This is a genomic window from Pseudomonas sp. 1928-m (assembly GCF_029269135.1).
Classification (GTDB): Bacteria; Pseudomonadota; Gammaproteobacteria; order Pseudomonadales; family Pseudomonadaceae; genus Aquipseudomonas.
The window spans coordinates 967,553-993,692 of sequence record NZ_JARIXO010000001.1; the positions used below are offsets into that span (position 1 = coordinate 967,553).

General features: G+C 62.7%; 22 protein-coding genes. 14 read left to right on the top strand and 8 right to left on the bottom strand.

What is annotated here, in order from left to right; genetic code table 11:
* The first annotated feature begins 19 nt into the window (after positions 1-19).
* A complete protein-coding gene (locus tag P3C18_RS04265; RefSeq protein WP_257776980.1) occupies positions 20-574 on the top strand; it encodes a DJ-1 family glyoxalase III in 555 nt (184 codons plus the stop codon).
* Here P3C18_RS04265 and P3C18_RS04270 read toward each other — a convergent pair.
* Entirely contained in the window at positions 571-1,797 is a 1,227-nt protein-coding gene (locus tag P3C18_RS04270) for an MFS transporter (RefSeq protein ID WP_275960624.1), read from the bottom strand. The two genes, P3C18_RS04265 and P3C18_RS04270, sit on opposite strands and share 4 nt — an antisense overlap.
* Before the next feature lie 273 nt (positions 1,798-2,070).
* Here P3C18_RS04270 and P3C18_RS04275 point away from each other — a divergent pair, with 273 nt between their 5' ends.
* From P3C18_RS04275 to P3C18_RS04310, 8 genes are all read left to right on the top strand, one after another.
* Positions 2,071-4,899: a xanthine dehydrogenase family protein molybdopterin-binding subunit gene (locus P3C18_RS04275; RefSeq protein ID WP_275960625.1), complete on the top strand. Its 2,829-nt coding sequence runs from the start codon at positions 2,071-2,073 to the stop codon at positions 4,897-4,899.
* A complete protein-coding gene (locus P3C18_RS04280; protein ID WP_275960626.1) occupies positions 4,892-5,431 on the top strand; it encodes a (2Fe-2S)-binding protein in 540 nt (179 codons plus the stop codon). Before P3C18_RS04275 ends, P3C18_RS04280 begins: the two co-directional genes overlap by 8 nt.
* Positions 5,432-5,433: 2 nt before the next feature.
* Positions 5,434-6,642: a cytochrome c gene (locus P3C18_RS04285; RefSeq protein WP_275960627.1), complete on the top strand. Its 1,209-nt coding sequence runs from the start codon at positions 5,434-5,436 to the stop codon at positions 6,640-6,642.
* A 16-nt stretch (positions 6,643-6,658) separates the two neighbouring features.
* The gene (locus P3C18_RS04290; protein WP_275960628.1) at positions 6,659-7,630 is read left to right on the top strand and encodes an XdhC family protein; all 972 of its coding nucleotides are present in this window, start codon (positions 6,659-6,661) and stop codon (positions 7,628-7,630) included.
* A gap of 1 nt (position 7,631) precedes the next feature.
* Positions 7,632-8,198: a nucleotidyltransferase family protein gene (locus tag P3C18_RS04295; protein ID WP_275960629.1), complete on the top strand. Its 567-nt coding sequence runs from the start codon at positions 7,632-7,634 to the stop codon at positions 8,196-8,198.
* A gap of 237 nt (positions 8,199-8,435) precedes the next feature.
* Complete coding sequence (locus P3C18_RS04300) at positions 8,436-9,875, top strand: cytochrome ubiquinol oxidase subunit I (protein ID WP_275960630.1); 1,440 nt, start codon at positions 8,436-8,438, stop codon at positions 9,873-9,875.
* A gap of 2 nt (positions 9,876-9,877) precedes the next feature.
* Complete coding sequence (cydB, locus tag P3C18_RS04305) at positions 9,878-10,885, top strand: cytochrome d ubiquinol oxidase subunit II (protein ID WP_275960631.1); 1,008 nt, start codon at positions 9,878-9,880, stop codon at positions 10,883-10,885.
* 10 nt (positions 10,886-10,895) lie between these two features.
* On the top strand, positions 10,896-11,039 hold the full coding sequence (locus tag P3C18_RS04310; protein ID WP_275960633.1) for a DUF2474 domain-containing protein: 144 nt from the start codon (positions 10,896-10,898) through the stop codon (positions 11,037-11,039).
* A 96-nt stretch (positions 11,040-11,135) separates the two neighbouring features.
* On the opposite strand, the gene P3C18_RS04315 is transcribed toward P3C18_RS04310, so the two are convergent.
* The gene (locus tag P3C18_RS04315; RefSeq protein ID WP_275960634.1) at positions 11,136-12,260 is read right to left on the bottom strand and encodes a class I SAM-dependent methyltransferase; all 1,125 of its coding nucleotides are present in this window, start codon (positions 12,258-12,260) and stop codon (positions 11,136-11,138) included.
* A 392-nt stretch (positions 12,261-12,652) separates the two neighbouring features.
* Between P3C18_RS04315 and P3C18_RS04320 the strand changes: the two genes are divergently transcribed.
* The gene (locus tag P3C18_RS04320; RefSeq protein ID WP_275960635.1) at positions 12,653-13,648 is read left to right on the top strand and encodes a TRAP transporter substrate-binding protein; all 996 of its coding nucleotides are present in this window, start codon (positions 12,653-12,655) and stop codon (positions 13,646-13,648) included.
* A 240-nt stretch (positions 13,649-13,888) separates the two neighbouring features.
* Positions 13,889-14,662, top strand: coding sequence for a ferredoxin--NADP reductase (locus tag P3C18_RS04325; protein ID WP_275960636.1), 774 nt, complete (start codon positions 13,889-13,891; stop codon positions 14,660-14,662).
* Between the two features lie 3 nt (positions 14,663-14,665).
* Here P3C18_RS04325 and P3C18_RS04330 read toward each other — a convergent pair whose 3' ends face one another.
* From P3C18_RS04330 to P3C18_RS04340, 3 genes are all read right to left on the bottom strand, one after another.
* On the bottom strand, positions 14,666-15,691 hold the full coding sequence (locus P3C18_RS04330; protein ID WP_275960637.1) for a hemolysin family protein: 1,026 nt from the start codon (positions 15,689-15,691) through the stop codon (positions 14,666-14,668).
* A 115-nt stretch (positions 15,692-15,806) separates the two neighbouring features.
* Positions 15,807-16,220, bottom strand: coding sequence for a large-conductance mechanosensitive channel protein MscL (gene mscL, locus P3C18_RS04335; protein ID WP_275960638.1), 414 nt, complete (start codon positions 16,218-16,220; stop codon positions 15,807-15,809).
* Positions 16,221-16,287: 67 nt separating this feature from the next.
* Positions 16,288-16,971 (bottom strand): EAL domain-containing protein, encoded by a 684-nt coding sequence (locus tag P3C18_RS04340; protein WP_275960639.1) that lies wholly within the window; start codon positions 16,969-16,971, stop codon positions 16,288-16,290.
* A 199-nt stretch (positions 16,972-17,170) separates the two neighbouring features.
* Between P3C18_RS04340 and P3C18_RS04345 the strand changes: the two genes are divergently transcribed.
* The 3 genes from P3C18_RS04345 (at position 17,171) to radA (ending at position 19,209) form a co-directional block, all read left to right on the top strand.
* Positions 17,171-17,413, top strand: a complete 243-nt coding sequence (locus P3C18_RS04345) for a YdcH family protein (protein ID WP_275960640.1) — start codon at positions 17,171-17,173, stop codon at positions 17,411-17,413.
* A gap of 84 nt (positions 17,414-17,497) precedes the next feature.
* Entirely contained in the window at positions 17,498-17,776 is a 279-nt protein-coding gene (locus P3C18_RS04350; protein ID WP_275960641.1) for a DUF465 domain-containing protein, read from the top strand.
* A 68-nt stretch (positions 17,777-17,844) separates the two neighbouring features.
* Positions 17,845-19,209: a DNA repair protein RadA gene (gene radA / locus P3C18_RS04355; protein WP_275960642.1), complete on the top strand. Its 1,365-nt coding sequence runs from the start codon at positions 17,845-17,847 to the stop codon at positions 19,207-19,209.
* A 303-nt stretch (positions 19,210-19,512) separates the two neighbouring features.
* Here the strand turns inward: radA and P3C18_RS04360 are convergent, their stop codons facing one another.
* The 3 genes from P3C18_RS04360 to P3C18_RS04370 form a co-directional block, all read right to left on the bottom strand.
* Positions 19,513-19,884, bottom strand: coding sequence for a PilZ domain-containing protein (locus tag P3C18_RS04360; protein ID WP_090376549.1), 372 nt, complete (start codon positions 19,882-19,884; stop codon positions 19,513-19,515).
* 367 nt (positions 19,885-20,251) lie between these two features.
* The gene (glyA, locus tag P3C18_RS04365; RefSeq protein WP_275960643.1) at positions 20,252-21,508 is read right to left on the bottom strand and encodes a serine hydroxymethyltransferase; all 1,257 of its coding nucleotides are present in this window, start codon (positions 21,506-21,508) and stop codon (positions 20,252-20,254) included.
* Positions 21,509-21,633: 125 nt separating this feature from the next.
* Entirely contained in the window at positions 21,634-25,821 is a 4,188-nt protein-coding gene (locus P3C18_RS04370; RefSeq protein WP_275960644.1) for an EAL domain-containing protein, read from the bottom strand.
* Positions 25,822-26,140 lie beyond the last annotated feature (319 nt).

Sequence of the window (26,140 nt, forward strand, 5' to 3'; positions counted from 1 at the left end):
CAGAACAAGGAGCGAAACGATGACTGCACGGGCCCTTATCAGCGTTGCCGATGGTGTTGAAGACCTCGAATGCGTGACCCTGATTGATGTACTGCGGCGTGCCGAGGTTGAGGTGGTGGTGGCCAGTATCGAAAGCCGGCGGATGATCACCTGCGCCCGTGGCACGCGCCTGACGGCCGACACCATGCTGGTAGACGTGCTGGCCCAGCCCTTCGACCTGATCGTGTTGCCCGGCGGCATGCCCGGTGCCCAGCACCTGGCCGAGCACGAGCCGCTGGCCGAGCGGGTGCGCGAGCAGGCCAAGGCCGGCAAGCTGTTTGCCGCCATTTGCGCGGCGCCCGCGCTGGCCCTGCAGCAATACGGCGTGCTCAAGCAGCGGCGCATGACCTGCTACCCGGCCTTCAGTGATCGTCTGAGCGGTTGCGTGTTTGTCGATCAGCCGGTGGTGGTCGATGGCAACTGCATCACCAGCCAGGGCCCTGGCACCGCCCTGGCGTTTGCCCTGACCCTGGTCGAGCAGCTGTGTGGCAAAGCCGTGCGCAAGCAGGTCGCCGAGGCCATGTTGGTCAGCTAGTTGTTGCTTCGCTCAGGGCCTTGCGGGTGCAGATGATCGCGCTTGGCCAGTTCGGGGAACAGGCGTATCCACAGCCCGGTGACCAGGATCGCGCCCACGCCGCCGATCAGCACCGCCGGCACCGTGCCGAACCAGGCTGCGCTGACCCCGGCGCGGAAGTCCCCCAGCTGATTGGATGCGCCGATAAACAGGCCGTTGACCGCGCCGACGCGGCCGCGCATCTCGTCCGGGGTTTGCAGCTGTACGAAGGCGCCACGTATCACCATGCTGATCATGTCAGCCGCGCCCAGCACCACCAGCGCCGCCAGGCTGAACCAGAGTGAGGTGGACAGGCCGAAGCCGATGGTCGCCACCCCGAAGATCGCCACCGAGCTGAACATTACCGGGCCGACCCGTCGCTCGATAGGAAAGCGCGCCAACCACAGCGACATCAGCATCGCGCCGACCGCTGGTGCCGAGCGCAGCAGGCCGAGGCCCCAGGGCCCGGTGAGCAGGATGTCCTTGGCAAACACCGGCAGCAGCGCGGTGGCGCCGCTGAGCAACACCGCCAGCATGTCCATCGACACTGCGCCGAATACGGCAGGGCGGCTGCGGATAAAGCGAAAGCCGGCGAGTAGCGAGTCCAGCGAGACCTTCTGTTTCAGCGGCAGCTGGCGCGCCGGCAGGCTCAGCATCAGGCTCAGGGCGCAGCCATACAGCAGCACTGCCGGGCCATAGACCCACTGTGTGCCGAACGCATAGAGCAAGCCGCCCAGCGCCGGTGCGATAATGGTGGCGGCCTGCATGGCCGAGGCCGACGCGGCCACGGCAGCGGGGAACAGCCCGGGCGGCACGATATTCGGTAGCAGCGCCTGGGTGGTGGGCATCTCGAAGGCGCGGGCGGTGCCGAGCAGAAAGGCAATCAGGAAGATCATCTCGCGGCTGATGCCGCCAGCGCTGCTACCCAGCAGCAGGCACAGAGCAATAAGCCCCTGCGCGCCCTGGCAGAGCGCGGCCACCTTGCGTCGGTCGAAGCGGTCGGCGACATGTCCGGTGAGCAGGATAAACAGAATTTTTGGCAGAAACTCGATCAGCCCGACCAGGCCGAGATCCAGCACGTTGCCGGTCAGCGCATACATCTGCCAGCCAATCGCCACGGTAATCATCTGGAAGCCGCTGGCGGTAAATACCCGGGCGAACCAGAAGGCCAGAAATGGGCGCTGGTGACGTAAAAGCTGAGACATGGCCGAAACAACTCGCACGGCTGGCGGGAGACGCAGCCTAGCATGCGGCCGGGTGGGTGGCATGCTGAAGCCCGCGTTAGAGGCGCGGCGGCAAACTTATCTGACTTTAAAGGCAGGTTTTTATTCTGTTGTGGCAATGACTTGGGTAGAATTTGACTTTCAGGTCAATAAATCTGTCGTCTACGCTGATTCTGCTCCGTCCTGGTAAGCGGTGCGCCTGTCACTCTCTTGTTCAAGCAAACGGCCAGGCTGCTCTGGCCCCGAGGAACGGACATGTCCACTCCTGAGTTATCCCGCCGCGCCTTTCTGCAAGGCAGCGTCATCGCCGGTATCGGCATCAGCTTCGCCCCGTTGGGCAGCAAGGCGTTTGCGGCCTTGTTCGAAGAGCGCGTCACGCGCATGCCGCAGCCCTGGTACAACGCCAGCGGCAAAGCCGTGGCGCGCATCGATGGGGTGTCCAAAGCTTGCGGGGCCAAGGTATTTGCCCGCGACATTCGCGCCAAGGACATGCCCGGCTGGCCGCAGCAGCAAGGCCATGCGCTGTTGCTCAAGGCCACGCGCACCGAGCAGCTGTACCAGGGCTTCGATCTGTCGGTGCTGCCGGCCGAGTTGCAGCCGCAGCGAGTGGTCACCGCCAGCGATCTGGCCAAGGACGGTATCGCCTTCCCGGATGGCCACAACCTCGACCCGCTGCTGCCCGAAGGCCAGGTGCCGATGTTTATCGGCCACCCGGTGGCGCTGCTGATCTGGCATGACTTCGAGCGCTATCGTCAGGCCAAGAACATCCTCAAGTTCAACGACAAGGTGATCCGCTACGGCGAGCAAGCGCCGGCGTTCCAGAGCGACCCTTACGGCAGTTTCCGTTTCGTGCGCGTCGGCGGCAGCACGCCGTTCGAGCCCGACACCTTCTCCAGCCTCAAGGACAGCATGCTGTTCCCGCTGATCCACAACCGTAAACCGGCCTGGGGCGAAGGCAAGGTCAGTGGCGACCTGACTCAGCAGGGCCTGTATCACGCCGAACAGATGCTCAACCAGCTGCAGACCCCGCCGGACGACTGGCTGGTGTTCGATGAGCGCTTCACCACCCAGTCCATCGAGCCGGCCGCGCTGGAAGCCGACAACGGCAACGGCTGGTTCGACGTGGCCAGCGGCACCCTGCATTTTGTGGTCGCCACCCAGTGCCCGTTTGAGGTGGCCGAGCAGACCGCGCATATGCTCGCGCCGTCGCGCTTTGGCGTGAAGAAACTCAGCATGCACCCCGGCTACACCGTCGGTTATGGCTCCAAGGACAACAACATCCACGTCTTCTACGCCGCTCTGGCCGCGCTCTACGGCAGCGGTGTGCCGGTGCGCCTGGCCAATGATCGCTACGAGCAGTTCCAGAGCGGTATCAAGCGCCACCCCTTCGACATGCATTACCAGTTGGCGGTGAACAAGCAGGACCACAGCTTCCAGATCTTCCGCGCGCACATGGATGTCGATGGCGGCGGTCGCGCCAACTACAGCTCCTCGGTGGCGGCGGTCGGCGCCACGGCGGCGCAATCGATCTACTACCTGCCGCGCAGCGACCTGGCGGCCACCGCCTATTACTCGCGCGGTGTGGAGGCCGGCTCGATGCGCGGTTACGGCACCCTGCAGACCATGGCCGCCACCGAGATGATGGTGGACGAAGTGGCCGAGCGGCTGAACCTCGATGCCATCGAGCTGCGTAAGAAGAACGTGTTCCAGTCCGGCATGAAGAACACCCAGGGCGCGATCCCGGCCGGTGCCCTGCGCCTCGACGAAATTCTCGACAAGGCGGCGCAGCACGAAATCTGGAAGAACCGCGTTGCGCGCAAGCAGCGCTTCGATGCCGAAGACCCGGACAACCTTTATGGCGTCGGTTTCGCCATCTGCCAGAAGGACTTCGGCACCGGCTCCGAAGCGCCGATGGCCAGCCTGGAGTTCAGCGCCGACGGCCGCGTCAGCCTGCGCCAGGTCGCCATCGATATGGGCACCGGCATGGCCACTTCGCAGGCCCTGCTGGTCGCCGATTACCTCGGCCAGCCCGCCGATGAAATCAAGACCGGCGAAACCGAGTGGAGTGAGCTGGCCCTGACCACCAGCGGCAACCCCTACATGATCAGCCAGGCCGAGCAGGACGCGGCGCTGCGCAACCCGCGCTGGGTTGGCAAGCTGGCCTCGCCTTCGTCGGCGACCAACTCGTCCTACTACACCGGGCACTCCACCCGCGAGGCGGCGCGCATCCTGTTTATCCATGGCTTGTGGCCGGCGGCCCTGGCCATCTGGGGCCGTGGCGAACACGGCGGCCTGGCCAACCCTTATGTGGTGCGCCGCGAGAATGCGCACTGGGTCGAAGGCAAGCTGACCGCCGACGGCATGCCACCGATTCCCTTCAAGCTGCTGGCGCACAAGGCTCACGAGCTGGGCCTGGTAACCGGCGTTAGCGTGCACGGCTTCAACCGCTGGAGTTGGGCCGAGGGCGAGTTCGAGATCAGCGGCCAGCGCGAGCGCGTGCCACTCGATGCCCTGGCGGTGAAATACGGTGACGGTGCAACCGCCGCGCAGAAAGCGCAGATGAGCCGCAATGGCTTCCACCTGCTCGACCGCGTCAGCATCAAGTACCCGGTCACTCAGCTGAACAACGCCATGGTCACCTACTACAGCCCGGTGGCCACGCTGGTCGAGGTCAAGGTCAACAAGGGCAACGGTGAGGCGCGGGTGATCAACCATCACTCCTGGCTCGAGTGCGGCCGGGTGATCGTCGAAGAACTGGTGCTGGGTCAGCTTGAAGGCGGTATCGCCATGGGCATTGGCCACGCGCTGCTGGAAGAAATGCCGCTGTACGAAGGCGGCCCCGGCGACGGCACCTGGAACTTCAACCGCTACCAGCTGCCGCGTGCCAAGGATTGCGCGGTGTGGTCGCAAAGCGCGGAAATTCTGCCGCCCCTATCACCCAGCGACCCAGCCAAGGGCATCGCCGAGGTGGTGATGATTCCGGTGGTCGGCGCCATCGTCAACGCGGTGGCCCACGCCACTGGCAAGCGCCTGCGCGACCTTCCCCTGACACCGGCCCGCATCAAGGAGGCCCTCCATGGCTAAGCGCCTGCTCAGCATGATCATCAACAGCCAGGCAGTCGGCCCGATGGAAGTGGCCGACGACCTGATGATGATCGACTTTCTCCATGAATACCTGAACCTCACCGGTTCGCGCCTGGGCTGCGGCCAGGGTGTGTGCCACGCCTGTGTGGCGATCCTCGACAAGCCCGACGGCACCAGCGAAGAAATCCGCACCTGCATCACCGGCGCACACTTCTTCGACGGCAAGCGCATCCGCACCATCGAAGGCCACGCCAAGCGCGATGCCCAGGGTGAGGTCAGCCAGCTCAACCCGATCCAGCAGAAGTTCGTCGACCAGTTTGCCTTCCAGTGCAGCTACTGCACGCCGGGCTATGTCAACGCCGCCACCGTGCTGGTGGAAAAACTGCAGCGTCAGCCGGTCAAGCGTAGCGAGCTGGAAGGCGAGATCGAAGACGCCCTGGGCAAGCACATCTGTCGCTGCACCGGCTACGTGCGCTACTACAACGCCGCGCGCGATGTGGTGGAGTCCCTCGGTCTGGTCAAGGAGGGTTGAGCATGAAGAACATTCTGCTCGCTGCCGCCCTGTTGCTGCCGTTGGCCGCGCAGGCGGCGGATAAGCAACTGATCGAGCGCGGCAAGTACCTGGCGCGCGCCGCCGACTGTGTGGCCTGTCACAGCGTCGAGGGCGGCGCCGAATACGCCGGCGGCCTGCCGCTGGAGTCGCCGTTCGGCACCATCTACGGCACCAATATCACTCCCGACAAGCAGTACGGCATCGGCGAGTACAGCGCCGATGACTTCTACCGCGCGGTGGCTGAAGGTGAGCGCCGCGACGGCAGCAAGCTCTATCCGGCGATGCCCTACACTTCTTACCACCTGCTCAAGCGTGAAGACTCCGACGCCATCTACGCCTACCTGATGAGCCTGGAGCCGATCGCCAAACCCAGCCCGCAAACCAGCCTGAGCTTCCCGTTCAATGTGCGTTTCGGCCTGAGCTTCTGGAACATGCTCTACAAGAACCGCGTGCAGATGCTGCCGGCCGAAGGCAAAAGCGAGACCTGGCAGCGCGGCCAGTACCTGGTCGAGGCGCTTGGCCACTGCGGCGAGTGCCACACACCGCGCAATGCCCTCGGCGCGCTGCAGCAGGATCAGCGTTTGCAGGGCGGTGTACTGCTCGGTTACGAGGCGCCCAGCCTGCTTGCCGAGGATCTGGCCGAGCGTGGCTGGAGCACCGACGACCTGGCGACCTTCCTCAAACATGGCATCAGCGCCCAGGGTTCGATGTTCAACGAGATGTACCCGGTGCTGCACCACAGCACCCAGTACCTGCCGCTGGACGACCACCAGGCCATGGCCACCTACCTGCTTGGCGATCAGCCGCCGGCTCCACGCAAGGTCAGCGCGGTGGCCTTCGAGCAGCTCGATGACAGCGCCCAGCAGGGCCGCCAGCACTACCTCAACCTGTGTGCCGGTTGCCATGGCGTGGCGGGCGAGGGCGTGCCGCATGTGGCCGTGGCGATGGATGGCAACACCACCCTGCGCCTGAACGAGGCCCGCAATCTGTTGCGGGTGATCGATGACGGCATCAAGGAGCAGCAGTTCACCGGTTTCGAGCGCATGCAGCCAATGCCGGGCTTCAGTGACAAGCTGGATGACGGGCAGCTGCGCGACCTGCTGCATTACCTGCGGCAGACCTGGGGCGGCCAGGCGGCCGAGCTGAGCCCGCAACAGGTCAGCCAGTTGCGCAGCGAGAAAGGCCATTGAGGCCGGGTGAAGCCTGATGCAGCACCTTGATCTGCTGGTAGTGCGCCAGGCGCTGCAATGGTCGGCGGCGGGGCAGCGCGTGTGGCTGTGTACGGTGCTGAGCACCTACGGCTCGGCGCCGCGCGCGCCGGGTTCGCTGCTGGCCGCCACCACAAGCGGCGAGTGGATCGGCTCGTTGTCCGGTGGTTGCGTTGAGGATGAGTTTCTTGAACGCCTGGCCGCCGGTGCGTTCCCCGAGCCGATTTATCTGCTGCGTTATGGCGATGGCAGCGACCCGCACTCGCAGATCAGCCTGCCCTGCGGCGGCGTGCTGGAAGTGCTGGTGGAAAATTTTCCGGCCGATTGCGCGGTACAAGCCCATCTGCGTGAGCTGGAAAGCGCTTTGGCTGGCCAGCGCCGGCTGATCCGCGAAGTGGCGCTGCCCAGCGGTGAGCGCCGCTTGCTGGCCGACAGCACGCAGGGGCCAAGAGTTGAACGTCAGCCGAATCTGCTGCGTGTGCGCGTCGGTGCGGCCCAGCGCTTGCTGTTGGCGGGTTACTCCTCGGTGGCGCAGGTTTGTGCGCAGTTCGCTCAGGGGTTGGGCTTTGAGGTGGTGCTCTGCGATCCGCGCGAAGAAGTGCTGCAAGGCGTCGATTTGCCGGGCGTGGAAATCCGCCGTGAGCTGCCGTCCGAGGTGATTCGCCTCGGTGGTTGCCATGCCGACACCGCGGTGGTGGCGCTGACCCATGACCCGCGTATCGACGATCTGGCGATGATCGAAGCGGTCCGCACCGAGGCCTTTTATATCGGTGTGATGGGCTCGCGACTGACCAGCGCCAAACGCTTCGAGCGCCTGCGCCGGGTTGGCGGCCTGGATGATGCTGCGCTGGCGCGGATTATCGCGCCAATCGGGCTGAACCTGGGCAGCAAGACCCCGGCGGAAATCGCCCTGGCGGTACTCGCCGATATTTTGCGGGTGCGCAACGGCCTGGCGCGGGATGCGCTCTAGCATGCCCAAGGTGCTCGCCTTGATGCTCGCCGCCGGGCGTGGCACGCGCTTTGGCAGCGACAAGCGCCTGGCCCGTTTGCCGGACGGGCGCAGCCTGTTGGCCGCCAGCGTCGAGCAGGCGTTGCAGGTGTTCGCTGAGGTGCATGTGCTGCTGCGCGACGAGGACGATGCGCAGGCGCTAGGGCTGCCGGCGGCGTGCCGGGGTATCCGTTGCAGTGAGGCCGATCAGGGCATGGGCCACACGCTGGCTGCAGGCATAGCTGTGTTGCTTGGGCGCGACGCCGAGGCTGTCGCGGTATTGCTCGGCGATATGCCCTGGATCAGTGCCGACAGCCTGCAGCGGCTGTGCAGTCAGGCAGCGGCCGAGCGTATCGTCTACCCACTGCACGATGGTCAGCGCGGCCATCCGGTGCTGTTTGGCCGCAGCTTCTGGCCGCAGCTGCAGACCCTGCGCGGTGATCAAGGTGCGCGCGCGCTGCTGCAAGCCAATCCAGGCGCTTGCCACGGCATCGTTGTAGATGATCCTGGCGTACTGCGCGATGTGGATCGACCTGAAGCGCTGTTATAAGGCGCCAGCCCTTGTGACAGCCGGTCGCGCGACAATCGACCACAGCTGAACTTGCCCCGGCAAACGCTACTCTCTGTACATGCATTGACCCGCGTCAACACCTTCGGCGTGCGGTTGTGAGGGCTTTTGCCCTGCTCGCTAGTTGCCTCACCCAGAACAATAATCCCCCGACTGAATACCCGTGACTGGCATGCGCGCCCGTTGCCGTGCCCCGTATCACCTGACTGAGGAAACGCCATGTTTGGATTGGAGGCTCTCGACCTTGCTCGAATCCAGTTCGCTTTCACCATCTCCTTTCACATCATCTTTCCGGCCATCACCATCGGCCTGGCCAGTTACCTGGCGGTGCTCGAAGGGCTGTGGCTGAAGACCGGGGAGGAGGTGTACCGCGACCTGTACCACTTCTGGGCGAAGATATTTGCGGTCAACTTCGGCATGGGCGTGGTCTCCGGCCTGGTCATGGCTTACCAGTTCGGCACCAACTGGAGCGCTTTCTCCGACTTTGCCGGGGCGGTCACCGGGCCGTTGCTGACCTATGAAGTGCTCACCGCGTTCTTCCTCGAAGCGGGCTTTCTTGGTGTCATGCTGTTCGGCTGGAACCGCGTCGGCCCTGGGCTGCACTTCTTCTCCACGGTGATGGTGGCGGTCGGCACACTGATCTCGACCTTCTGGATTCTCGCCTCCAACAGCTGGATGCACACCCCGCAGGGCTTCGAGATCATCGACGGCCGGGTGATTCCGGTGGACTGGTTCGCCGTGGTGTTCAACCCTTCGTTCCCTTATCGCCTGGCGCATATGGCCACGGCGGCGTTCCTCGCCACGGCGTTCTTTGTCGGCGCATCGGCGGCCTGGCACCTGCTGCGCGGTCGCGACAACCCGGCGATCCGCAAGATGCTGTCGATGGCCATGTGGATGGCGTTGCTCGTGGCGCCGATCCAGGCAGTGATTGGCGACTTCCATGGTCTGAATACCCTCAAGTATCAGCCGGCGAAGATCGCCGCCATCGAGGGCCACTGGGAAAACCACGGCGATGAGCCGACCCCGCTGATCCTGTTCGGCTGGCCGGATATGCAGCGCGAAGAAACCCGCTTCAAGATCGAGATTCCCGCCCTTGGCAGCCTGATCCTGACCCACAGCCTGGACAAGCAGGTGCCGGCGCTCAAAGAGTTCGCCAAGGAAGATCGGCCTAACTCAACCATCGTGTTCTGGACCTTCCGGATCATGGTCGGCCTGGGCATGCTGATGATCCTTACTGGCCTCTGGGGGCTGTGGCTACGCAGTCGCGGCAAGCTGTTCCAGAGTCGGCCGTTCCTGCATCTGGCGGTGTGGATGGGCCCGTCGGGGATCATCGCCATCCTCGCCGGCTGGTACACCACGGAAATCGGTCGTCAGCCCTGGATTATCCACGGCCTGATGCGCACCGCCGATGCCTCGTCCGGGCACAGTTTTGCGCAGATGAGCCTGACCCTGATTCTGTTCGTGGTGGTGTATTTCGCCCTGTTCGGCGCGGGTATCAGCTACATGATGCGCCTGGTGCGCAAGGGCCCGATCACCGACGAAGGCAAGGAAACCGCCGAAGGCGGCCCGGGCCAGAAACGCACGCCGTCCCGTCCGCTGTCCGCGCCTGAAGAGGGCCTGGAAGAGGGCGAAACCGATTCGCTGGCTGAGAGGAATTGAATATGGGCATTGATCTCTCGCTGATCTGGGCCGTGATCATCGCCTTCGGGGTGATGATGTACGTGGTTATGGACGGCTTCGATCTGGGCATCGGCATCCTCTTTCCCTTCGTCAAAAGCGAAGGCGAGCGCGATGTGATGATGAACACCGTGGCACCGGTCTGGGATGGCAACGAAACCTGGCTGGTGCTCGGCGGCGCGGCGCTGTTCGGCGCCTTTCCACTGGCCTACGCGGTGGTGCTCAGCGCGCTGTACCTGCCGCTGATCTTTATGCTGCTGGGGCTGATCTTTCGTGGTGTGGCCTTCGAGTTCCGCTTCAAGGCCAAAGCCGCCAAACGGCATATCTGGGACAAGGCGTTTATCGGCGGCTCGCTGACCGCGACCTTCTTCCAGGGCGTGGCGTTGGGCGCTTATATCGATGGCTTCGAGGTGGTCGACCGGGTGTATGTCGGCGGCGCGCTGGACTGGCTGACGCCGTTCTCGCTGTTCTGCGGCCTGGCGCTGATTGCCGCTTACGCCTTACTCGGCTGCACCTGGCTGATCATGAAGACCGAAGGCCGCCTGCAACTGCAGATGCACGACATGGCGCGGCCGCTGGTGTTCGTCCTGCTCGGCGTCACCGGCATCGTCAGCCTGTGGACGCCACTGGCGCATGCCGACATCGCCGAGCGTTGGTTCAGCATGCCGAATATCTTCTGGTTTATGCCGGTGCCGTTGCTGGTACTGCTGTGCACCTGGGCGCTGCTGCGCGCGGTGGCTCGCAACGCCAACTACTCTCCGTTTTTGCTGACCCTGACGCTGATCTTCCTCGGCTACAGCGGCCTCGGTATCAGCCTGTGGCCGAATATCATCCCGCCGTCGATCAGCATCTGGGAAGCCGCCGCGCCGCCGCAGAGCCAGGGCTTTATCCTGGTCGGCGCGCTGTTCATCATCCCCTTTATCCTGATGTACACCGCCTGGAGCTATTACGTGTTCCGCGGCAAGGTGACTGAAGAAGATGGCTATCACTAAGGTGCGAGTGATGAACGACATTGATGAGAAAAAGCCGCTGTGGCAGCGGCTCGGCTGGCTGGTGCTGATCTGGGCTGGCAGTGTGCTGGCCCTGGGCGCGGTGTCCTATCTGCTGCGGCTGTTTATGCAGGCAGCGGGGATGGGGACGCCGTAGAGGTGGACGTTTTTGTAGGGTGGATGACGCTTTTTCATCCACCGTGCCGACGCCATGGTGGATCGGTGAAGCGTGATCCACCCTACGGTCCGGCGTTTATTTGATCGCTTTAAGCACCACAAATTTCGGCGTCGCCGCGACCTGTTCTACGCCGCGGAACAGCCGTTTCAGCTTGGCGTGGTAGCCCAGGTGGCGGTTGCCGACTATCCACAGTTCGCCGCCGGTTACCAGCGCCGCGCGGGCCTGCTGGAACATGCGCCAGGCAAGGAAATCGCCGACCACCTGTTGCTGGTGAAAGGGCGGGTTGCACAGCACCAGGTCCAGCGAATCCTCCGTCTGCTCGGCCAGGCCATCGCCGGCGCGAATTTCGACCGGGCGTTCGCCCAGCGCCGCACGCCAGTTTTCCTCGGCCGATTGCACCGCCATATACGACTCATCCACCAGCGTCAGCTCGGCCTGCGGGCTGCCCAGCGCATAGGCAATACCGAGCACGCCGTTGCCGCAACCGAGGTCTGCGACACGCATGCGGCTGAGGTGTTTGGGTAAGTGCGGGAGGAAGGCGCGGGTGCCGATATCCAGGTCTTCACGGCAGAACACGTTGGCGTGGTTGAGCAGCGCGATAGCTGGTTTTTCCAGGTTGTAGCGCGTCGGGTAGGGCGATACGGGCGCGGCTTTGGCCTCGGGTGTGGCAAACAGCAAGCGGGCTTTTTTTACCGCCAGCGAGGCTTGCACCGGGCCGATATATTTTTCCAGCAGATCACCGGCGGCGCGCGGCAGGTGCTTGATCATCGCTGCGGCAATCACCTGCGCGCCAGGGGCGAGCTGGCCGTGCAGGCGGATCAGTTGCTCTTCCAGCAGTGCCAGGGTTTTCGGTACGCGGATCAGCACCACATCAAACGGCCCCTGAGCGACTGCGCTGGCCGGGACAAACCTCACGGCATCCGCCGGCAACTGATTGCGCAGCAGGTTGACCTGCAAGCCCAGATGGCCGAGGTGCGAGTCGCCGCTGCTTGTGACCTGCGCCAGGCTCGCCAGGCTGATGGCCAGGGCGCCGAAGCTGTCATTCAGCACCAGTATCCGCGCGTCGTTCGTCAGCCCTTGCTCGTGCAGGTGGTTGAGCAGGTATTCGTCGGCGGCATCGAAGGCCTGCAGCGGCTCGTTGGGCTGGTCGGGTTGGCGAAGCAGGTCAAGCTGGGCAAACGGGGTGCTGAGCAGGGGCATGGATAACTCGGGTAGCAGGCCGCAAGGGCGCGATAAAAAGTGCAGTTGGTCGCTATTGTCGGTGCAAGTGGCGGAAAAGTCTCTGAACTGAGAGCTGGTTCAGCAAATCACGGTTGTGTCGCGCGCGGCTTTGCCGAAGAATGCCGCCCCCTTGCAGATCTGCTCAGTCGTGTCCGATACCCGTCAGTCAGCAGGCATGAGTCAGCAAGGTCAGCATTCAAATAATAACCAGGCCCCGAGCGTCACGCCCGGCTGCGATCTGGTAGCGCCTGATGATCAGGACTGCGCCGCTGCTCTGCCGCGTCCGCCGAATCATCCATAGCCCACACCCCTACTCAATGAGGCCTGCTTATGCAGGCTTCACGGCGTTCTATTTGCAAAAAGGTATGTTCATGTTCAAGTCCCTGTTGTCTTTAACCTTCACTGCGTTGCTGGTCGCGGCAAGCCCGGCCCAGGCAGAAGGCAAGGCGCCCATCGTTATCAAGTTCTCCCACGTAGTGGCCGAGGACACTCCCAAGGGCAAGGGTGCACTGTTGTTCAAAAAGCTGGTGGAAGAGCGCCTGGCCGGCCAGATTACGGTTGAGGTCTACCCGAACTCGACGCTGTTCGGTGATGGTGAGGAGATCAACGCGCTGCGCGAGGGCAAGGTGCAGATGCTGGCGCCTTCGCTGTCCAAGTTCGAGGCCTACACCAAGCAATTGCAGGTGTTTGACCTGCCGTTCCTGTTCGACGATCTGGAGGCGGTCAAGCGCTTCCAGAAGCGCGACAAGAGCCGCGAGCTGCTGCACTCGATGTCCAGCCACGGCATCTACGGCCTGGCCTACTGGAATAACGGCATGAAGCAGCTGACTTCCAACCGTGAGCTGCGCAAGCCCGAGGATGCCAAGGACCTGGCCTTCCGCATTCAGCCTTCGTCGGTGCTGGAAGCGCAGTTTGCTCAACTTGGCGCCAAGACCGTGAAGATGCCGTTCGCCGAGGCATTCAAGGCGCTGCAGGCTGGCACCATCCAGGGCACCGAAGGGCCGTGGTCGAACATTGCCAGCCAGAAAGTCGATACCGTGCAGCCGTTTATCAGCGAGCTCAATCACGGTTCGCTGAGCTATATGCTGATCAGCAGCAAGGAGTTCTGGACCAGCATCCCTTACAAGACCCGCACCGAACTGGAAGCGATCATCGAAGAGGTTTCTTTCTCGGTGAACAAGGACGCCGAGGCGCTGAACAACAATGATCGCGAGCGCATCATTGCTGCCGGCAATGCCAAAGTGGTCACCTTGACTGACGACGAGCGTGCCGCCTGGCGCACTGCACTGAGCCCGATGTGGAAGACCTTCGAGGCTGAAATCGGCGCCGATGTGTTACGTGCCGCGCAGGCAGTCAACCGCCGTTAGAACCTGCTCACGATCTGCTGCGCGTCGGCCCTACTGCGTTAAAAACAGGCTCGGAATGCTCATTTACAGCCAGTAAACTCCGCTTCCTCGCCTGTTTTCGCCTTGTATGGCTCTAGCTCGCGAAATCGTGAACAGGTTCTAGGGGGGGGAAGGCCAAGAGCCCCCAGGTTTTGCCGGTGTTTGTCAGCCCGGCGTTGCGCCACACTGGGTTTATGCAATCCGCATAAGCCCGGTGTTCGCATGACCAGCGACGACAAGTTCACCCAGCAAACCCTGACCGATATCCAGGTCTGGTCGCCCAGCCTGTTCAGCCTGCGCTGTACGCGTGATGCCGGTTTTCGTTTTCGTGCCGGGCAGTTCGCCCGTCTCGGCGTAGCCAAGGCCGACGGTTCGGTGGTCTGGCGCGCCTATTCGATGGCCTCGGCACCCCATGACGAGTTTCTCGAGTTTTTCTCCATCGTCGTGCCGGGCGGTGAGTTCACCTCTGAGCTGAGCCGGCTGCAGGTCGGCGATAGCCTGTTGGTAGAGAAACAGGCGTTGGGTTTTCTTACCCTGGATCGTTTCGCCGATGGCCGCGACCTCTGGCTGCTGGCCAGTGGCACGGGGCTCGCGCCGTTTCTATCGATTCTGCAGGGGCTGGAGGTGTGGCAGCGCTTTGCGCGCGTGGTGCTGGTGTACAGCGCGCGCACGCCCAGCGAGCTGGCGTATCAGCCGCTGATTCACGGCCTGATGCAGCAGGAACATCTGCAGGAGTACGCCGAACGCTTTGTCTATCTACCGCTGGTGACCCGCGAGCAGGTGCCCGGTTGCCTGCATGGGCGCATCACCAGCTTGCTGGGCAGTGGTGAACTGGAGCAGGTGGCGGGGTTGAGCTTGGAACCCGCGCATTCGCGGCTGATGATCTGCGGCAACCCGCAGATGATCGACGACACCCGCGCGCTGCTGAAACAGCGTGATCTGCAGCTCAGCCTGACTCGGCGGCCGGGGCAGGTGGCGGTGGAGAACTACTGGTAGCGCTTATTCCTCGCGGATGGCCTTGATCCGGTGTTCCCAGCGGCGCTTGGCGAAGCGGCGCATATTCGGGATGTCGTCGGTTTCGTCGAGAATCGGCTTGCCGATGATGGTTTCCATGATGTCCTCCATAGTCACCAGGCCGCGCCAACTGCCGAACTCGTCATACACCAAACACATGTGCTGACGCTCATGCATCATCTGCGTCATCAGGTTTTCGACGTTCATGCTGTCGGAAACCACTTTGAGCGGCTTGAGGATGCTGGACACCGGCGCTTCATCCGCATCGGCGCCCAGGGCGTCATAGCGGAACACCACGCCCAGTGGTGCTTCATCCTCACCGATAATCGGGTAGCGGGAAAACTGGCTCTCTTTCACGCGCGCCTTGAACGTGCCAAGGGTGTCATCGGGGGCGGCAAACTCGCAGACAATCCGTGGCGTCATGATGTCGCGCAGCTTGATCTCGTGCAGGTCGAGGATATTGCTGATGACGCGCTGCTCGTCTTCATCCAGCTTGCCGACCTCACGGCCGAGTAGGGTCAAGGCTTTGATCTCCTGACGGATGTCGTGCTCAGGCTCTTTGCCGCCAAACAGCCGCATGATCATGTCGGACATGAAGATGAACGGCTTGAGCAGCAGGATCATGCCGCCCAGCAGGCTCGGCAGGAATGGCGCCAGAGTTGGCCAGTAACGTGCACCAATGGTCTTGGGCAGGATTTCCGAGAGGACCAGGATCAGCAGCGTCATCACCGCTGAGGCGATGCCCAGGTAGCCGTCACCAAACACGACGGTGACCTGCGCGCCCACGCCGGTAGCACCAACGGTGTGAGCCACGGTGTTCAGCGTAAGAATGGCGGCCAGTGGTTGGTCAATCTTGTCTTTCAGCCCTTTCAAGCGCTCATAAAGCTTGGGCTTGGTGGCCTTCTGCTGAGCGATATAGCTGGGCGTCAGAGACAGCAACGCGGCTTCAAGAATGGAACAGATAAAGGAGACGAGGATGGATAGAACGGCAAACGCAATCAGGAGGGTCATTGAGGGGGAAAAGTAGCCAAGGGGCGGCCAATTTACACGAACGCGTTGTAAGCGAATGGGTTGTCCTGCAACAAATCATGTACGGGAGGGCGCTCGGCCCTCCGCGCGGGTGAAGTCAGTCTCGGCTTTGCTGCGCCTTGAGCAGGTCGCGGATTTCGCTGAGCAGCTCCTGATCCTTGGTCGGCGCGGCTGGCGCCTCGGGGGCAGCGGCTTCTTCGCGCTTGAGTTTGTTGAGCACCTTGATGCCCATAAAGATGGCGAAGGCGACGATCAGGAAATCGAGCACGGTCTGGATAAATTTGCCGTAGGCCAGGGTGACCGCAGCGGCATCGCCTTCGGCAGCTTTCAGCACAATCGCCAGGTCGGAGAAATCCACGCCGCCAATCAGCACGCCCAGCGGTGGCATCACCACGTCACCGACAAAGGACGAGACGATCTTGCCGAACGCCGCGCCGATGATGATGCCGACGGCCATGTCGACCACATTGCCTTTGACGGCAAAGGCTTTGAATTCACTGAGTATGCTCATGCTGCGTTCCCTGGTAGGTGAGGTTGCGCTGAGTGTAATCCAGCGCGCGCCGCTTGCCAGCTACTTCTCAGGCTGGGTAATGGACCTCGGGTAGCGACTCGAAACCTGGTTTGGCCAGCAGGTAACCCTGAAACAGCTCCACGCCCATATCGCGTAATGCATGCAGTTCACCGAGGCTTTCGATGCCTTCGGCGATCACCCGGATATTCAGTTTGCGGCACATCTGCAGGGCGGCTTCGACCAGAATCTGCCGCACGCTGTCCTGCTCGATATTGCGGATCAGCTGCATGTCCAGCTTGATCAGGTCGGGCTGAAAGTCGGCCAGCAGATTGAGCCCGGCATAGCCGGCGCCGAAGTCATCAATCGCCGTCATAAAGCCCTGTTTGCGGTACGCGCGCAGGATGCCGGTGAGGTGGTCGACATCCAGCACCTGCTCCTGTTCGGTGACTTCGAAGATGATCCGCTGCAGCGGGAAGTTGAAGCGTTTCGCCGCCTCCAGCGTGGCGCGGATGCAGGTCTCGGGTTTGTACACCGCGTTGGGCATAAAGTTGATCGAGACCATGGCTGGCACTTGCAGCTTGGCGGCCCATTCCAGGGCGGTAATCCGGCAGGCCTGGTCGAACGGGTAGAGGTTGTCCGCGTTGAGCTTACTCAGCAGGCTGCCGGCGGATTCACCGGCTATACCGCGCACCAGGGCCTCGTGGGCGAATATGCTGCCTGTAGTCAGGTTGATAATGGGCTGAAAGGCCATGCTGATGGGAAATCCCAGCCCTTGGCCGTCACGGCACGCCGAACATCCTGATGTTGTACTCATAACCAGTTCTCGCTAATGGCTTTTGAAGCTTGGGCAACGATAGCAGACCTCGCCTGAGGCCCGTGTTGCAAGGCGTTTCGGCAGAGCCGGCGCGACTGGGCTAGGCTCAAGGAAGGCCCGCCATGAGGATGCCGTTATGCCACTGGAACATCATCCGCTGCACCGCGAGTTTCCCGAGTTCAAGACGCAGCTGCACGCCTTGTTGTCCAGTGATGGGCATTTCGCCCGCTTGGCCGAGGAATATGAAGAGCTTGATAAGCGTATCTATGAGGCGGAAAGCGGTCGGGTGGCCATGGATGAGATGTTGCTGCTGGGCCTGAAGATGCAACGCGTCAGCCTCAAGGACGAACTGGCCGGTTTTCTCAGTGGTGCGTCATAGCGTCAAGGGTTTGATCCGGGTCAAGTGCCGGCCCCGGCTCAGGGGATAGTCTGCAGGCAATGACTATCCCAGAGGAATGCCCGCATGCATGTTGAACACCATCCGCTGATCAAGGACTTCCCCGAACTGCGCGGCGCGCTGCATGAGCTGCGCCAGGGCGACGCCGACTTCGCCCGCCTGGCCGATACCTACGAAACCCTGGATAAACGCATCTGCCGGATTGAGGCGGGCAGCGAGCTGCTGGCTGATGATGCGCTGTATGCGCTTAAGCAGGAACGCGTCGGCCTCAAGGATGATCTCGCGCGCCGGCTTAAACGCTCCGCAGGGCAGTGTTGTGGGTGCGGCAATGGCTGCAAATCGTAGGTACGCAGGACTGTAAATATATCCAGCTATTTCGTATGATCCGGGCTCAGCGTTTATAGGAGTCCGGCATGGCCAAGGCCAAGCGCATGTATGGCTGCACCGAGTGCGGCGCCACCTTCCCGAAATGGGCTGGCCAGTGCGGTGAGTGCGGGGCCTGGAATACCCTGGTCGAGACCCTGCTCGAAGCCAATGCGGCCACCCCCAGCGGGCGTTCCGGTTGGGCGGGCGAGCAGGTGCAGATCAAGACCCTGGCCGAGGTCAGCGTCGAGGAAGTGCCGCGCTTCTCCACCGCCTCCGGTGAGCTGGATCGCGTGCTCGGCGGCGGCCTGGTGGACGGTTCGGTGGTGCTGATCGGCGGCGACCCTGGCATCGGCAAGTCGACCATCCTCCTGCAGACCCTGTGCAATATCGCCACGCGCTTTCCCGCGCTGTATGTCACCGGTGAGGAATCCCAGCAGCAGGTGGCCATGCGCGCCCGCCGCCTGGGCTTGCCGGAAGACAAGCTCAAGGTGATGACCGAAACCTGCATCGAAAGCATTATTGCCACTGCGCGGTTGGAAAAGCCCAAGGTGATGGTGATCGACTCGATCCAGACCATCTTTACCGAACAACTCTCCTCGGCGCCCGGTGGCGTGTCTCAGGTACGCGAGAGTGCGGCGCTGCTGGTGCGCTTTGCCAAGCAGAGCGGTACGGCGATCTTCCTGGTAGGCCACGTGACCAAGGAAGGCGCCCTGGCCGGGCCGCGTGTGCTTGAACACATGGTCGACACCGTGCTGTATTTCGAAGGCGAGTCCGATGGCCGTCTGCGTTTGCTACGTGCGGTGAAGAACCGCTTCGGCGCGATCAACGAGCTGGGTGTGTTCGGCATGACCGACAAGGGCCTGAAAGAGGTCACCAACCCCTCGGCGATCTTCCTTACCCGCGCTCAGGAAGAAGTCCCTGGCAGTGTGGTCATGGCCACTTGGGAAGGCACCCGGCCGATGCTGGTGGAAGTGCAGGCGCTGGTCGACACCAGCCATATGGCCAATCCGCGCCGCGTCACCCTGGGGCTGGATCAGAACCGTCTGGCCATGCTGCTGGCCGTGCTGCATCGGCATGGAGGCATCCCGACCTATGATCAGGACGTATTTCTCAATGTGGTCGGCGGGGTCAAGGTGCTGGAAACCGCGTCGGACCTGGCGCTGATGGCTGCAGTGATTTCCAGCCTGCGCAACAAGCCGTTGCCGCATGATCTGCTGGTGTTTGGTGAGGTGGGGCTGTCCGGCGAAATCCGCCCAGTGCCGAGCGGTCAGGAACGCTTGAAAGAGGCGGCCAAGCATGGCTTCAAACGCGCCATCGTGCCCAAGGGCAATGCGCCGAAAGATCCGCCGCCGGGGCTGCAGGTGATTGCCGTAACGCGTCTGGAGCAAGCGCTGGATGCGTTGTTCGAGTAAGAACCTGTTTACGATCTGCTGCGCGTCGGCCATCCGGCGTTAAAAACAGCCTCGGAAGCCGCTTGCGGCTAATGCGCTTTAGCGCGACCCGAAGGGCGAGTGAAACGAGTCATGCTCATTTACAGCTCGTAAACTGCGCGTGATTCGCTTCGCTCACCCTGCGGGTCAGCCGTTGGCTGTTACTCCGCTGCGCTGCGTTTCTCGGCTGTTTTTGCCTTGTCTGGCTCTAGCTCGCGAAATCGTAAACACGTTCTAAATCTGCTCAGGCAGGATGAAAAAAGGAGGCCTAGGCCTCCTTTTTCTTTACTCGTCTTCGCCGAGGGCGGCGAGTTCTCGTTCCAGCAGGCTGTCATCGCCGAGGTTGAGTTCCACCAGGCGACGCAGGTGGCTGATCGAGTCGAGGTCGATATGCCGGCAGACAAAACCGAGCAGATCGGACTGGGTGCGGGTCAGCACCACTTCCATCAGTACGCGCGTGTCGTCGGCCAGTTGGATATTGGCTTCGAATGGCTGATTAGGGTCGCCATTCCAGCCGTTGGGGCGCTTGATCAGCAGGCCTTTCAGCGATACGTCATGCAATTCGACCGCCCAGCGCCGTTCCCCTTGCACGATCTCGGTGGGGGCGTCGAAAGCGATGCGGTGAAAGCGCCGACGCTCATTGGCTGTTTCGCTCATGCAAAGAAACTCCTGCGAGGTTTTATCCACTATAGCCAAGGCTGCTGACGATGGCTTGGTTTTATCTGTGCTGAGGGTGGCGCGGCAGCTATAAAAAAGCCCGCCAGGAGGCGTAATGCTGTTCAGTTAAGTGGGGCCGCTTTACGCCCTATAGAGCGGCGGGCTTTGAAATCGTCCTCGCTCTAAGTCTTCGGCAGTGGTTCAGGCCGTAGGATGGGTGCTAACCCATCAGCCAATTGATGGGTTAGCACCCATTCTACGGTGGTGAGCACAAAGAAATGCCGCTTCCCTGGCAAGGGCGAAGCGGCATTTTTCTTATGTGAACAGCCTTACGCCAAGAGGCGGGCTTTTTAGCAGCAGCTGCTGATTAGTTGCCGTAAACCGGGAACTTGGCGCAGACCGCTTTGACTTGCTCGCGTACGCGCGCTTCAACCGCTTCGTCGCCCAGGTTGGCGAGGATTTCGCAGATCCAGCCAGCCAGTGCGCGGCACTCGTCTTCCTTGAAGCCGCGGGTGGTAACGGCTGGGGTGCCGATGCGCAGGCCCGAGGTGACGAACGGCGAGCGTGGGTCGTTCGGTACGCTGTTCTTGTTCACGGTGATGAACGCGCGACCCAGGGCGGCGTCGGCGTCTTTACCGGTGATGTCCTGCTTGATCAGGCTGAGCAGGAACAGGTGGTTTTCAGTACCGCCGGAGACCACGTCGTAGCCGTTTTCGATAAACACGCTGGCCATGGCCTGGGCGTTCTTGATCACTTGCTGCTGGTAGGCCTTGAACTCAGGCTGCAGGGCTTCCTTGAAGCACACGGCCTTGGCAGCGATCACGTGCTCCAGCGGGCCGCCCTGGCCGCCTGGGAATACGGCGGAGTTGAATTTCTTCTCCAGTGCTTCGTTGGCACGGGCGAGGATCAGGCCGCCGCGCGGGCCGCGCAGGGTTTTGTGGGTGGTGGTGGTGACCACATCGGCGAACGGCACCGGGTTCGGGTACACGCCAGCCGCTACCAGACCGGCTACGTGAGCCATGTCGACGAACAGGTAAGCACCAACCTTGTCCGCGATGGCGCGGAAGCGTGGGAAGTCCAGTACCTGCGAATAGGCGCTGAAACCGGCGATGATCATCTTCGGCTTGTGCTCAACGGCCAGGCGCTCGACTTCGTCGTAGTCGATCAGGCCGGTGACGTTGTCGATGCCGTACTGCACGGCGTTGTACATCTTGCCGGAGAAGCTGACGCTGGCGCCGTGGGTCAGGTGGCCGCCGTGGGCCAGGCTCATGCCCAGTACGGTGTCGCCGGCTTCCAGCAGGGCCATATACACGGCGCTGTTAGCTTGCGAGCCGGAGTGCGGCTGGACGTTGGCGTAGTCGGCGCCGAACAGTTCCTTGGCGCGGTCGATGGCCAGCTGCTCGACGATGTCGACGTATTCGCAACCGCCGTAGTAACGCTTGCCTGGATAGCCTTCGGCGTACTTGTTGGTCAGTACCGAACCTTGGGCTTCCATCACCGCTGGGCTGGTGTAGTTCTCCGAGGCGATCAGCTCGATGTGATGTTCCTGGCGCTGGGCTTCCTGCTCCATCGCGGCAAACAATTCGGCGTCATAACGGGCGATAGTCAAATCACGGCTGAACATAGCATTCCCCTGAGAAAATCAGCTGGGCGGTAGAAAGAGGGGGCGAATTCTACCTCATCCGCACTAAACAGGCATATGAAGCGTGGTCATCTGGCGGACAAGCGGGGCTCATGCGCGGGCGCGCTTCAGCCCAGCATAAACAGCGCGGTGCCGGTAAACAGCGCGGTGAACTGGTGCGCCGGCATTGGCCGGCCGAGCAGGAAGCCCTGCACTTCGTCGCAGTCGTGGCCGCGCAGGAAATCCAGCTGGGCCAGGGTTTCCACGCCTTCGGCGATTACCGTGAGATTCAGGCTGTGGGCCATGGCAATGATCGCCCGGGCAATCTGGCCGTCCTGCTCGCCGTGGGGCAGGCCGTCGACAAAACTGCGGTCGATCTTCAGCACGTCGATGGGGAACTGCTTGAGGTAGTTCAGCGAGCTGTAGCCGGTGCCGAAGTCGTCGATGGCGATAAACACGCCGAGTTTCTTCAGGCTGCTGAGGGTCTGCATGGCGTTGGCCACGTCTTCCATCAGAATGCTTTCAGTCAGCTCCAGCTCCAGGCAGCCGGCGGGAATGCCGCTGTGCTGGAGAATCTCGGCGATGCGCTGATTGAGGTCGCCTTCGGCAAACTGCCGGGCCGAGAGGTTGACCGAAATCTTCGGCACGCGAATCTTCGCCTCGTGCCATTCGGCCAGTTGCCGGCAGGACTCGCGCAGCACCCAGTCGCCGACCTGTACCACCAGGCCCAGCTCTTCGAGCACCGGAATAAAGTCATTCGGCGGCACCAGGCCGCGCTGTGGATGCTGCCAGCGCAGCAGCGCTTCGGCGCCGGTCAGGCGTTTGCCGTCGCCGGAGAACTGCGGCTGGTAATACAGTTTGAACTCGCCCTGTTCGAGGGCGTGGCGCAGGTCGCTCTCCAGCTCCAGGCGCTGCAGGGCGCTGGCATTCATGTCGGCCTGGTAGAACTGGAAGTTGTTCTTGCCGCGTTCCTTGGCGTGATACATCGCCGTGTCGGCGTTCTTCATCAGCTGGCTCAGCTCGTTGCCGTCCTGGGGACTCAGGGCGATACCAATACTGGCGGTGACGAAGAACTCGCGGCCTTCGAGAATAAATGGCTGCGCCAGGCTGGCGAGAATCTGTTCGCCGACGTGGATCGCGCGGGTCAGCGCGATCTCACGCTGGCTCTGGGATTGCAGCAGCAGGGTGAATTCGTCGCCGCCCATGCGTGCCACGGTGTCGTCACTGTCCACACAGGCGCACAGGCGCACCGCCACTTCCTTGAGCATGCGGTCGCCGGCGGCGTGGCCGAGGGAGTCGTTGATCGGCTTGAAGCGGTCGAGGTCGAGGAACATCAGCACCACCCATTCCTGGTGCCGCTCGCCATGTTGCAAGGCGCTGTGCAGACGGTCCTGGAACAGCGTGCGGTTGGGCAGCTGGGTCAGGGCGTCGTAGTAGGCCAGGCGGTGGATGCGCTGTTCGCTGGCCTTGCGCTCGCTGATATCGCTGAAGAAGCACACGTAGCTGACCAGATCGCCTTCATCGTCTCTGACCGCCGTGATGCCGACCCAGGCCGGGAATTTCTCGCCGCTCTTGCGCTTGAGCCACACCTCGCCCTCCCAGCTGCCCTGCTGGTTGAGCTGTTTGATCACATAGGCCAGATGGCTGGCCTGTTGGGTGTCGGCGGTGAGCATGCTCGGCAGCTGGTCGAGAATCTGCTTGGAGCTGTAACCGCTGACCCGGCTGAAGGCATTGTTGACCTGGACGATATAGCCGGCCGGGTCGGTGACCAGAATCGCCGCGGTGGAGTGCTCGAATACCGTGGCGGCCATGCGCAGGTCTTTCTCCGCGCGGCGCTGCAGGCTGATGTCACGGCCCACGCCAAGCAGGCCTTCGAAGCGCCCGCTGTCATCCCACATCGGCACCAGGCGCAGCTCCACCGGGATCTTCTGGCCGTCGGCGCGCAGTGCATCGAAGACGAACAACTGCGGCAGAAACTCGGCGCGCAGTTCGGCCAGCCGCTGCGGGTCGCCGAGGGCGTTGCGCACGCGGTCGAGCAAGGCGTAGAAGCCGCTCAGCTGCCGTGGGTTGGTGGCCAGGCTCTGGAAGCCGTTGGCCAGCGCCCACTCGCTGTCATAGCCGAGCACCGGCATCACCGAGGGGCTGACGTAGTTGAGCTGCAGCTGGGCGTCGGTGGAGAAAATCACGTCGCTGATGCTTTCCGCCAACAGGCGATAACGCTGCTCGCTGGTGCGCAGGGATTCGCTGTGGGTGATCTGCTCGGTGATGTCCTTGGCCACGCCGATCAGCCGGCTGACCCGGCCTTTGGCATCGCGCGCCAGGGCCTGCTCGCGGATATCGAACCAGTGCCAGCTGCCATCGCGGTGCCGCCAGCGCAGCTCGAACTGCATCAGCAGGCCATTGCCCTGTACCTGCTGGATATTGCGCATGCGCTGGTACAGCTCGACATCGTCGGGATGCAGAATCTTCTCCCACAGCCGCTCGCCGAGCTGTTGAATTTCCGCCTTGCTGTAGCCCAATTGCGGGCCGAGGTGGTTGTTGCTGTACATCACCCGCTTGCCGGCGATGTCGTGCACATAAATGGTGTCGGGCACCGCGCTGACCACATCGGACCAGAAGCGCTCGCGTTCGATCAGCGAGGTTTCGATGCGCTTGCGGTTGGTGATGTCGCTGATGCTGAGGGTCACGGCCTGCAGGTCGTCGATGCTTTCCGGCAGGCGCAGCAGCAGCCAAAGGTGGCGCTCATAGCCTTGCGGGGTAAGGATCTGGCGTTCCATTTCCAGCTGGCCGCTGCCGCTGAGCAGGGCGCTGATCAGCTGCATGCGAAAGCCATCCGGGCGCAGCGGGCCGCTGTTGAACAGGTGCTGCCAGGCTTGCTGGTTGGAGTCGACGCCGAGCAGTTGCAGGGCCACCTGGTTGGTTTCGGTCAGGCGCAGGCGTTGACAGAGTTCGCTGTGGTGCTGTGGGTCCTCGTCCAGCCAGCGTTGCAGGCTGGTCATGTTGCGCAGTTGCTGCTGTTGCAGATAGCGCTGCAGCTCGGCCAGGTCGAGCACGCAGAGGGCGGTGCCGGTGCCGTCGAAGATGTCCTGGTAACGCCGCCGGGTTTCCTGCAGCACATGGGAGGCGTGCTGTTCTTCGGTGACATCGCGCAGTACCCAGACAAAACCAGTGCGCTTGTTGTCTTCGCTCAAGTCGCTGCGGCTGATGTCGTAGAGGTGGGCGACGCCGTTCTGCTGGATTTCCACCAGGTCCGGGCCGAGGTCGTTGTGCAGCGCGGTGTCGTGCAGCAGCAGCGGGTCGAGACGCGGCAGCAGTTTGAGCAGGTGCCAGTTGCGCGCCTCGTCGTTGCTCAGGCCAAACATCGCCTCGGCCTGCGGATTGAGGTACTGCAGCTGGCCGTTGCTGTCGGTCACCAGCACACGCTCCTCGATGGCGCCGAGCACGCTGGCGGCCTGCTGCAGCGAGCGCCGCGAGGCGGTATTCAGCGCGTGCAGGCTGCGTTGTTCATTCAGCAGGCGATACAGCGCAAGCAGCGTAAGGGTGGCGCAGAGGATAAACAGCAGCAGCTTGCTGGCCTGTTGCGGCAGTTGCTGGGCGCGCACCTTGCGCTCGTTGAACAGTGCACGCAGCTGCCAGTCGCTGCCCTTGAGCGGGGTTTCCAGCAGGCTCTGGTCGAGGTTCTCGGCGGTGACCGGCGGCGCTACCGATGAGCTGTTGGCGCCCTGGGCCGTGTTACTGGCAATCACCCGTTGCGCATTGCGGTCTTCCAGCTGCCATTGGTGCGGGCTCTGATGATGCTCCTGCAGCCAGCTGGCCAGCGCCCTATTGGTCAGGCGCAGCACCCAGTAGCCACTGGCGGCGCTGTCGGGGTTATGCCGCAGCAGCAGGTAGATGCGGCCATGGTCGTTGGCGCTGAAGGTATAGAAGAAGCTTTCGCCGCCGCCGCGTTGCAGCAGTTCGGCCAGGTACAGCGCATCTTCGCTGGGCGCATGGCTATCGGCGATGATCCGGCCCTGGCCATTCAGCCAGGCCAGGCTGCGCAGCGTTGGGAATACGCCGCGCAGGGTGTGCAGCAGTTCTTCCAGTTCATCGGAATTACTGGGCGGCAGCACATGGGTTTGCAGCAGGGCCTGGCCGGCGCTGGCCTTGAGCTCCATGTTCAGGCCCAGGTGATTGGCCAGCTGCGAGCTGTAGGCCAGGCCAAGCTGGCGCTGGTTGTCGAGCAGCTGTTGGGATTCCTGGCGCAGCTGCCAGAGCAGCAACACCAGCATGCTCAGTACCAGCACCACCAGTGCGCCACGGGTCGGCCCACGCATCGCCTCAGCCGGCGGAGTGCCGGGTGTATGCGCTGTGGTTGGGGGCGTGACTGTTGGCAAAGACTTACATCCTGGGGGCTGGGCGGCGATGGGCTGGTCCCTGGCGGGTGCGCAGAACGGCCGGCAGGCAGGGGGCGGCTAGCATGCCATAACCGTGGCAAAGTGCCAGCGCCGCCGACGAGCGTCGTTTGCCCTGCTCGGCGCATTCCGGTAGCTTTGCCGCACGCGCGCGTGACTGTATGCACAGGATGCTGCGCAGGTAGCGCCTGGCGGCTCCGTCCCCGCCGTGTAGCCTCAGGCTGCACGCATCAGTTGGCGG

Excerpts from the sequence above, each read along its gene's own strand:
- P3C18_RS04370 (WP_275960644.1), bottom strand. The coding sequence starts at position 25,821 with ATGCGTGGGCCGACCCGTGGCGCACTGGTGGTGCTGGTACTGAGCATG.
- radA (WP_275960642.1), top strand. The coding sequence starts at position 17,845 with ATGGCCAAGGCCAAGCGCATGTATGGCTGCACCGAGTGCGGCGCCACC.
- P3C18_RS04285 (WP_275960627.1), top strand. The coding sequence starts at position 5,434 with ATGAAGAACATTCTGCTCGCTGCCGCCCTGTTGCTGCCGTTGGCCGCG.
- P3C18_RS04265 (WP_257776980.1), top strand. The coding sequence starts at position 20 with ATGACTGCACGGGCCCTTATCAGCGTTGCCGATGGTGTTGAAGACCTC.
- P3C18_RS04295 (WP_275960629.1), top strand. The coding sequence starts at position 7,632 with ATGCCCAAGGTGCTCGCCTTGATGCTCGCCGCCGGGCGTGGCACGCGC.
- P3C18_RS04280 (WP_275960626.1), top strand. The coding sequence starts at position 4,892 with ATGGCTAAGCGCCTGCTCAGCATGATCATCAACAGCCAGGCAGTCGGC.
- P3C18_RS04275 (WP_275960625.1), top strand. The coding sequence starts at position 2,071 with ATGTCCACTCCTGAGTTATCCCGCCGCGCCTTTCTGCAAGGCAGCGTC.
- P3C18_RS04315 (WP_275960634.1), bottom strand. The coding sequence starts at position 12,260 with ATGCCCCTGCTCAGCACCCCGTTTGCCCAGCTTGACCTGCTTCGCCAA.
- P3C18_RS04325 (WP_275960636.1), top strand. The coding sequence starts at position 13,889 with ATGACCAGCGACGACAAGTTCACCCAGCAAACCCTGACCGATATCCAG.
- P3C18_RS04300 (WP_275960630.1), top strand. The coding sequence starts at position 8,436 with ATGTTTGGATTGGAGGCTCTCGACCTTGCTCGAATCCAGTTCGCTTTC.
- P3C18_RS04345 (WP_275960640.1), top strand. The coding sequence starts at position 17,171 with ATGCCACTGGAACATCATCCGCTGCACCGCGAGTTTCCCGAGTTCAAG.
- P3C18_RS04320 (WP_275960635.1), top strand. The coding sequence starts at position 12,653 with ATGTTCAAGTCCCTGTTGTCTTTAACCTTCACTGCGTTGCTGGTCGCG.
- P3C18_RS04340 (WP_275960639.1), bottom strand. The coding sequence starts at position 16,971 with ATGGCCTTTCAGCCCATTATCAACCTGACTACAGGCAGCATATTCGCC.
- P3C18_RS04270 (WP_275960624.1), bottom strand. The coding sequence starts at position 1,797 with ATGTCTCAGCTTTTACGTCACCAGCGCCCATTTCTGGCCTTCTGGTTC.
- P3C18_RS04360 (WP_090376549.1), bottom strand. The coding sequence starts at position 19,884 with ATGAGCGAAACAGCCAATGAGCGTCGGCGCTTTCACCGCATCGCTTTC.
- glyA (WP_275960643.1), bottom strand. The coding sequence starts at position 21,508 with ATGTTCAGCCGTGATTTGACTATCGCCCGTTATGACGCCGAATTGTTT.
- P3C18_RS04330 (WP_275960637.1), bottom strand. The coding sequence starts at position 15,691 with ATGACCCTCCTGATTGCGTTTGCCGTTCTATCCATCCTCGTCTCCTTT.
- cydB (WP_275960631.1), top strand. The coding sequence starts at position 9,878 with ATGGGCATTGATCTCTCGCTGATCTGGGCCGTGATCATCGCCTTCGGG.
- P3C18_RS04290 (WP_275960628.1), top strand. The coding sequence starts at position 6,659 with ATGCAGCACCTTGATCTGCTGGTAGTGCGCCAGGCGCTGCAATGGTCG.
- mscL (WP_275960638.1), bottom strand. The coding sequence starts at position 16,220 with ATGAGCATACTCAGTGAATTCAAAGCCTTTGCCGTCAAAGGCAATGTG.
- P3C18_RS04310 (WP_275960633.1), top strand. The coding sequence starts at position 10,896 with ATGAACGACATTGATGAGAAAAAGCCGCTGTGGCAGCGGCTCGGCTGG.
- P3C18_RS04350 (WP_275960641.1), top strand. The coding sequence starts at position 17,498 with ATGCATGTTGAACACCATCCGCTGATCAAGGACTTCCCCGAACTGCGC.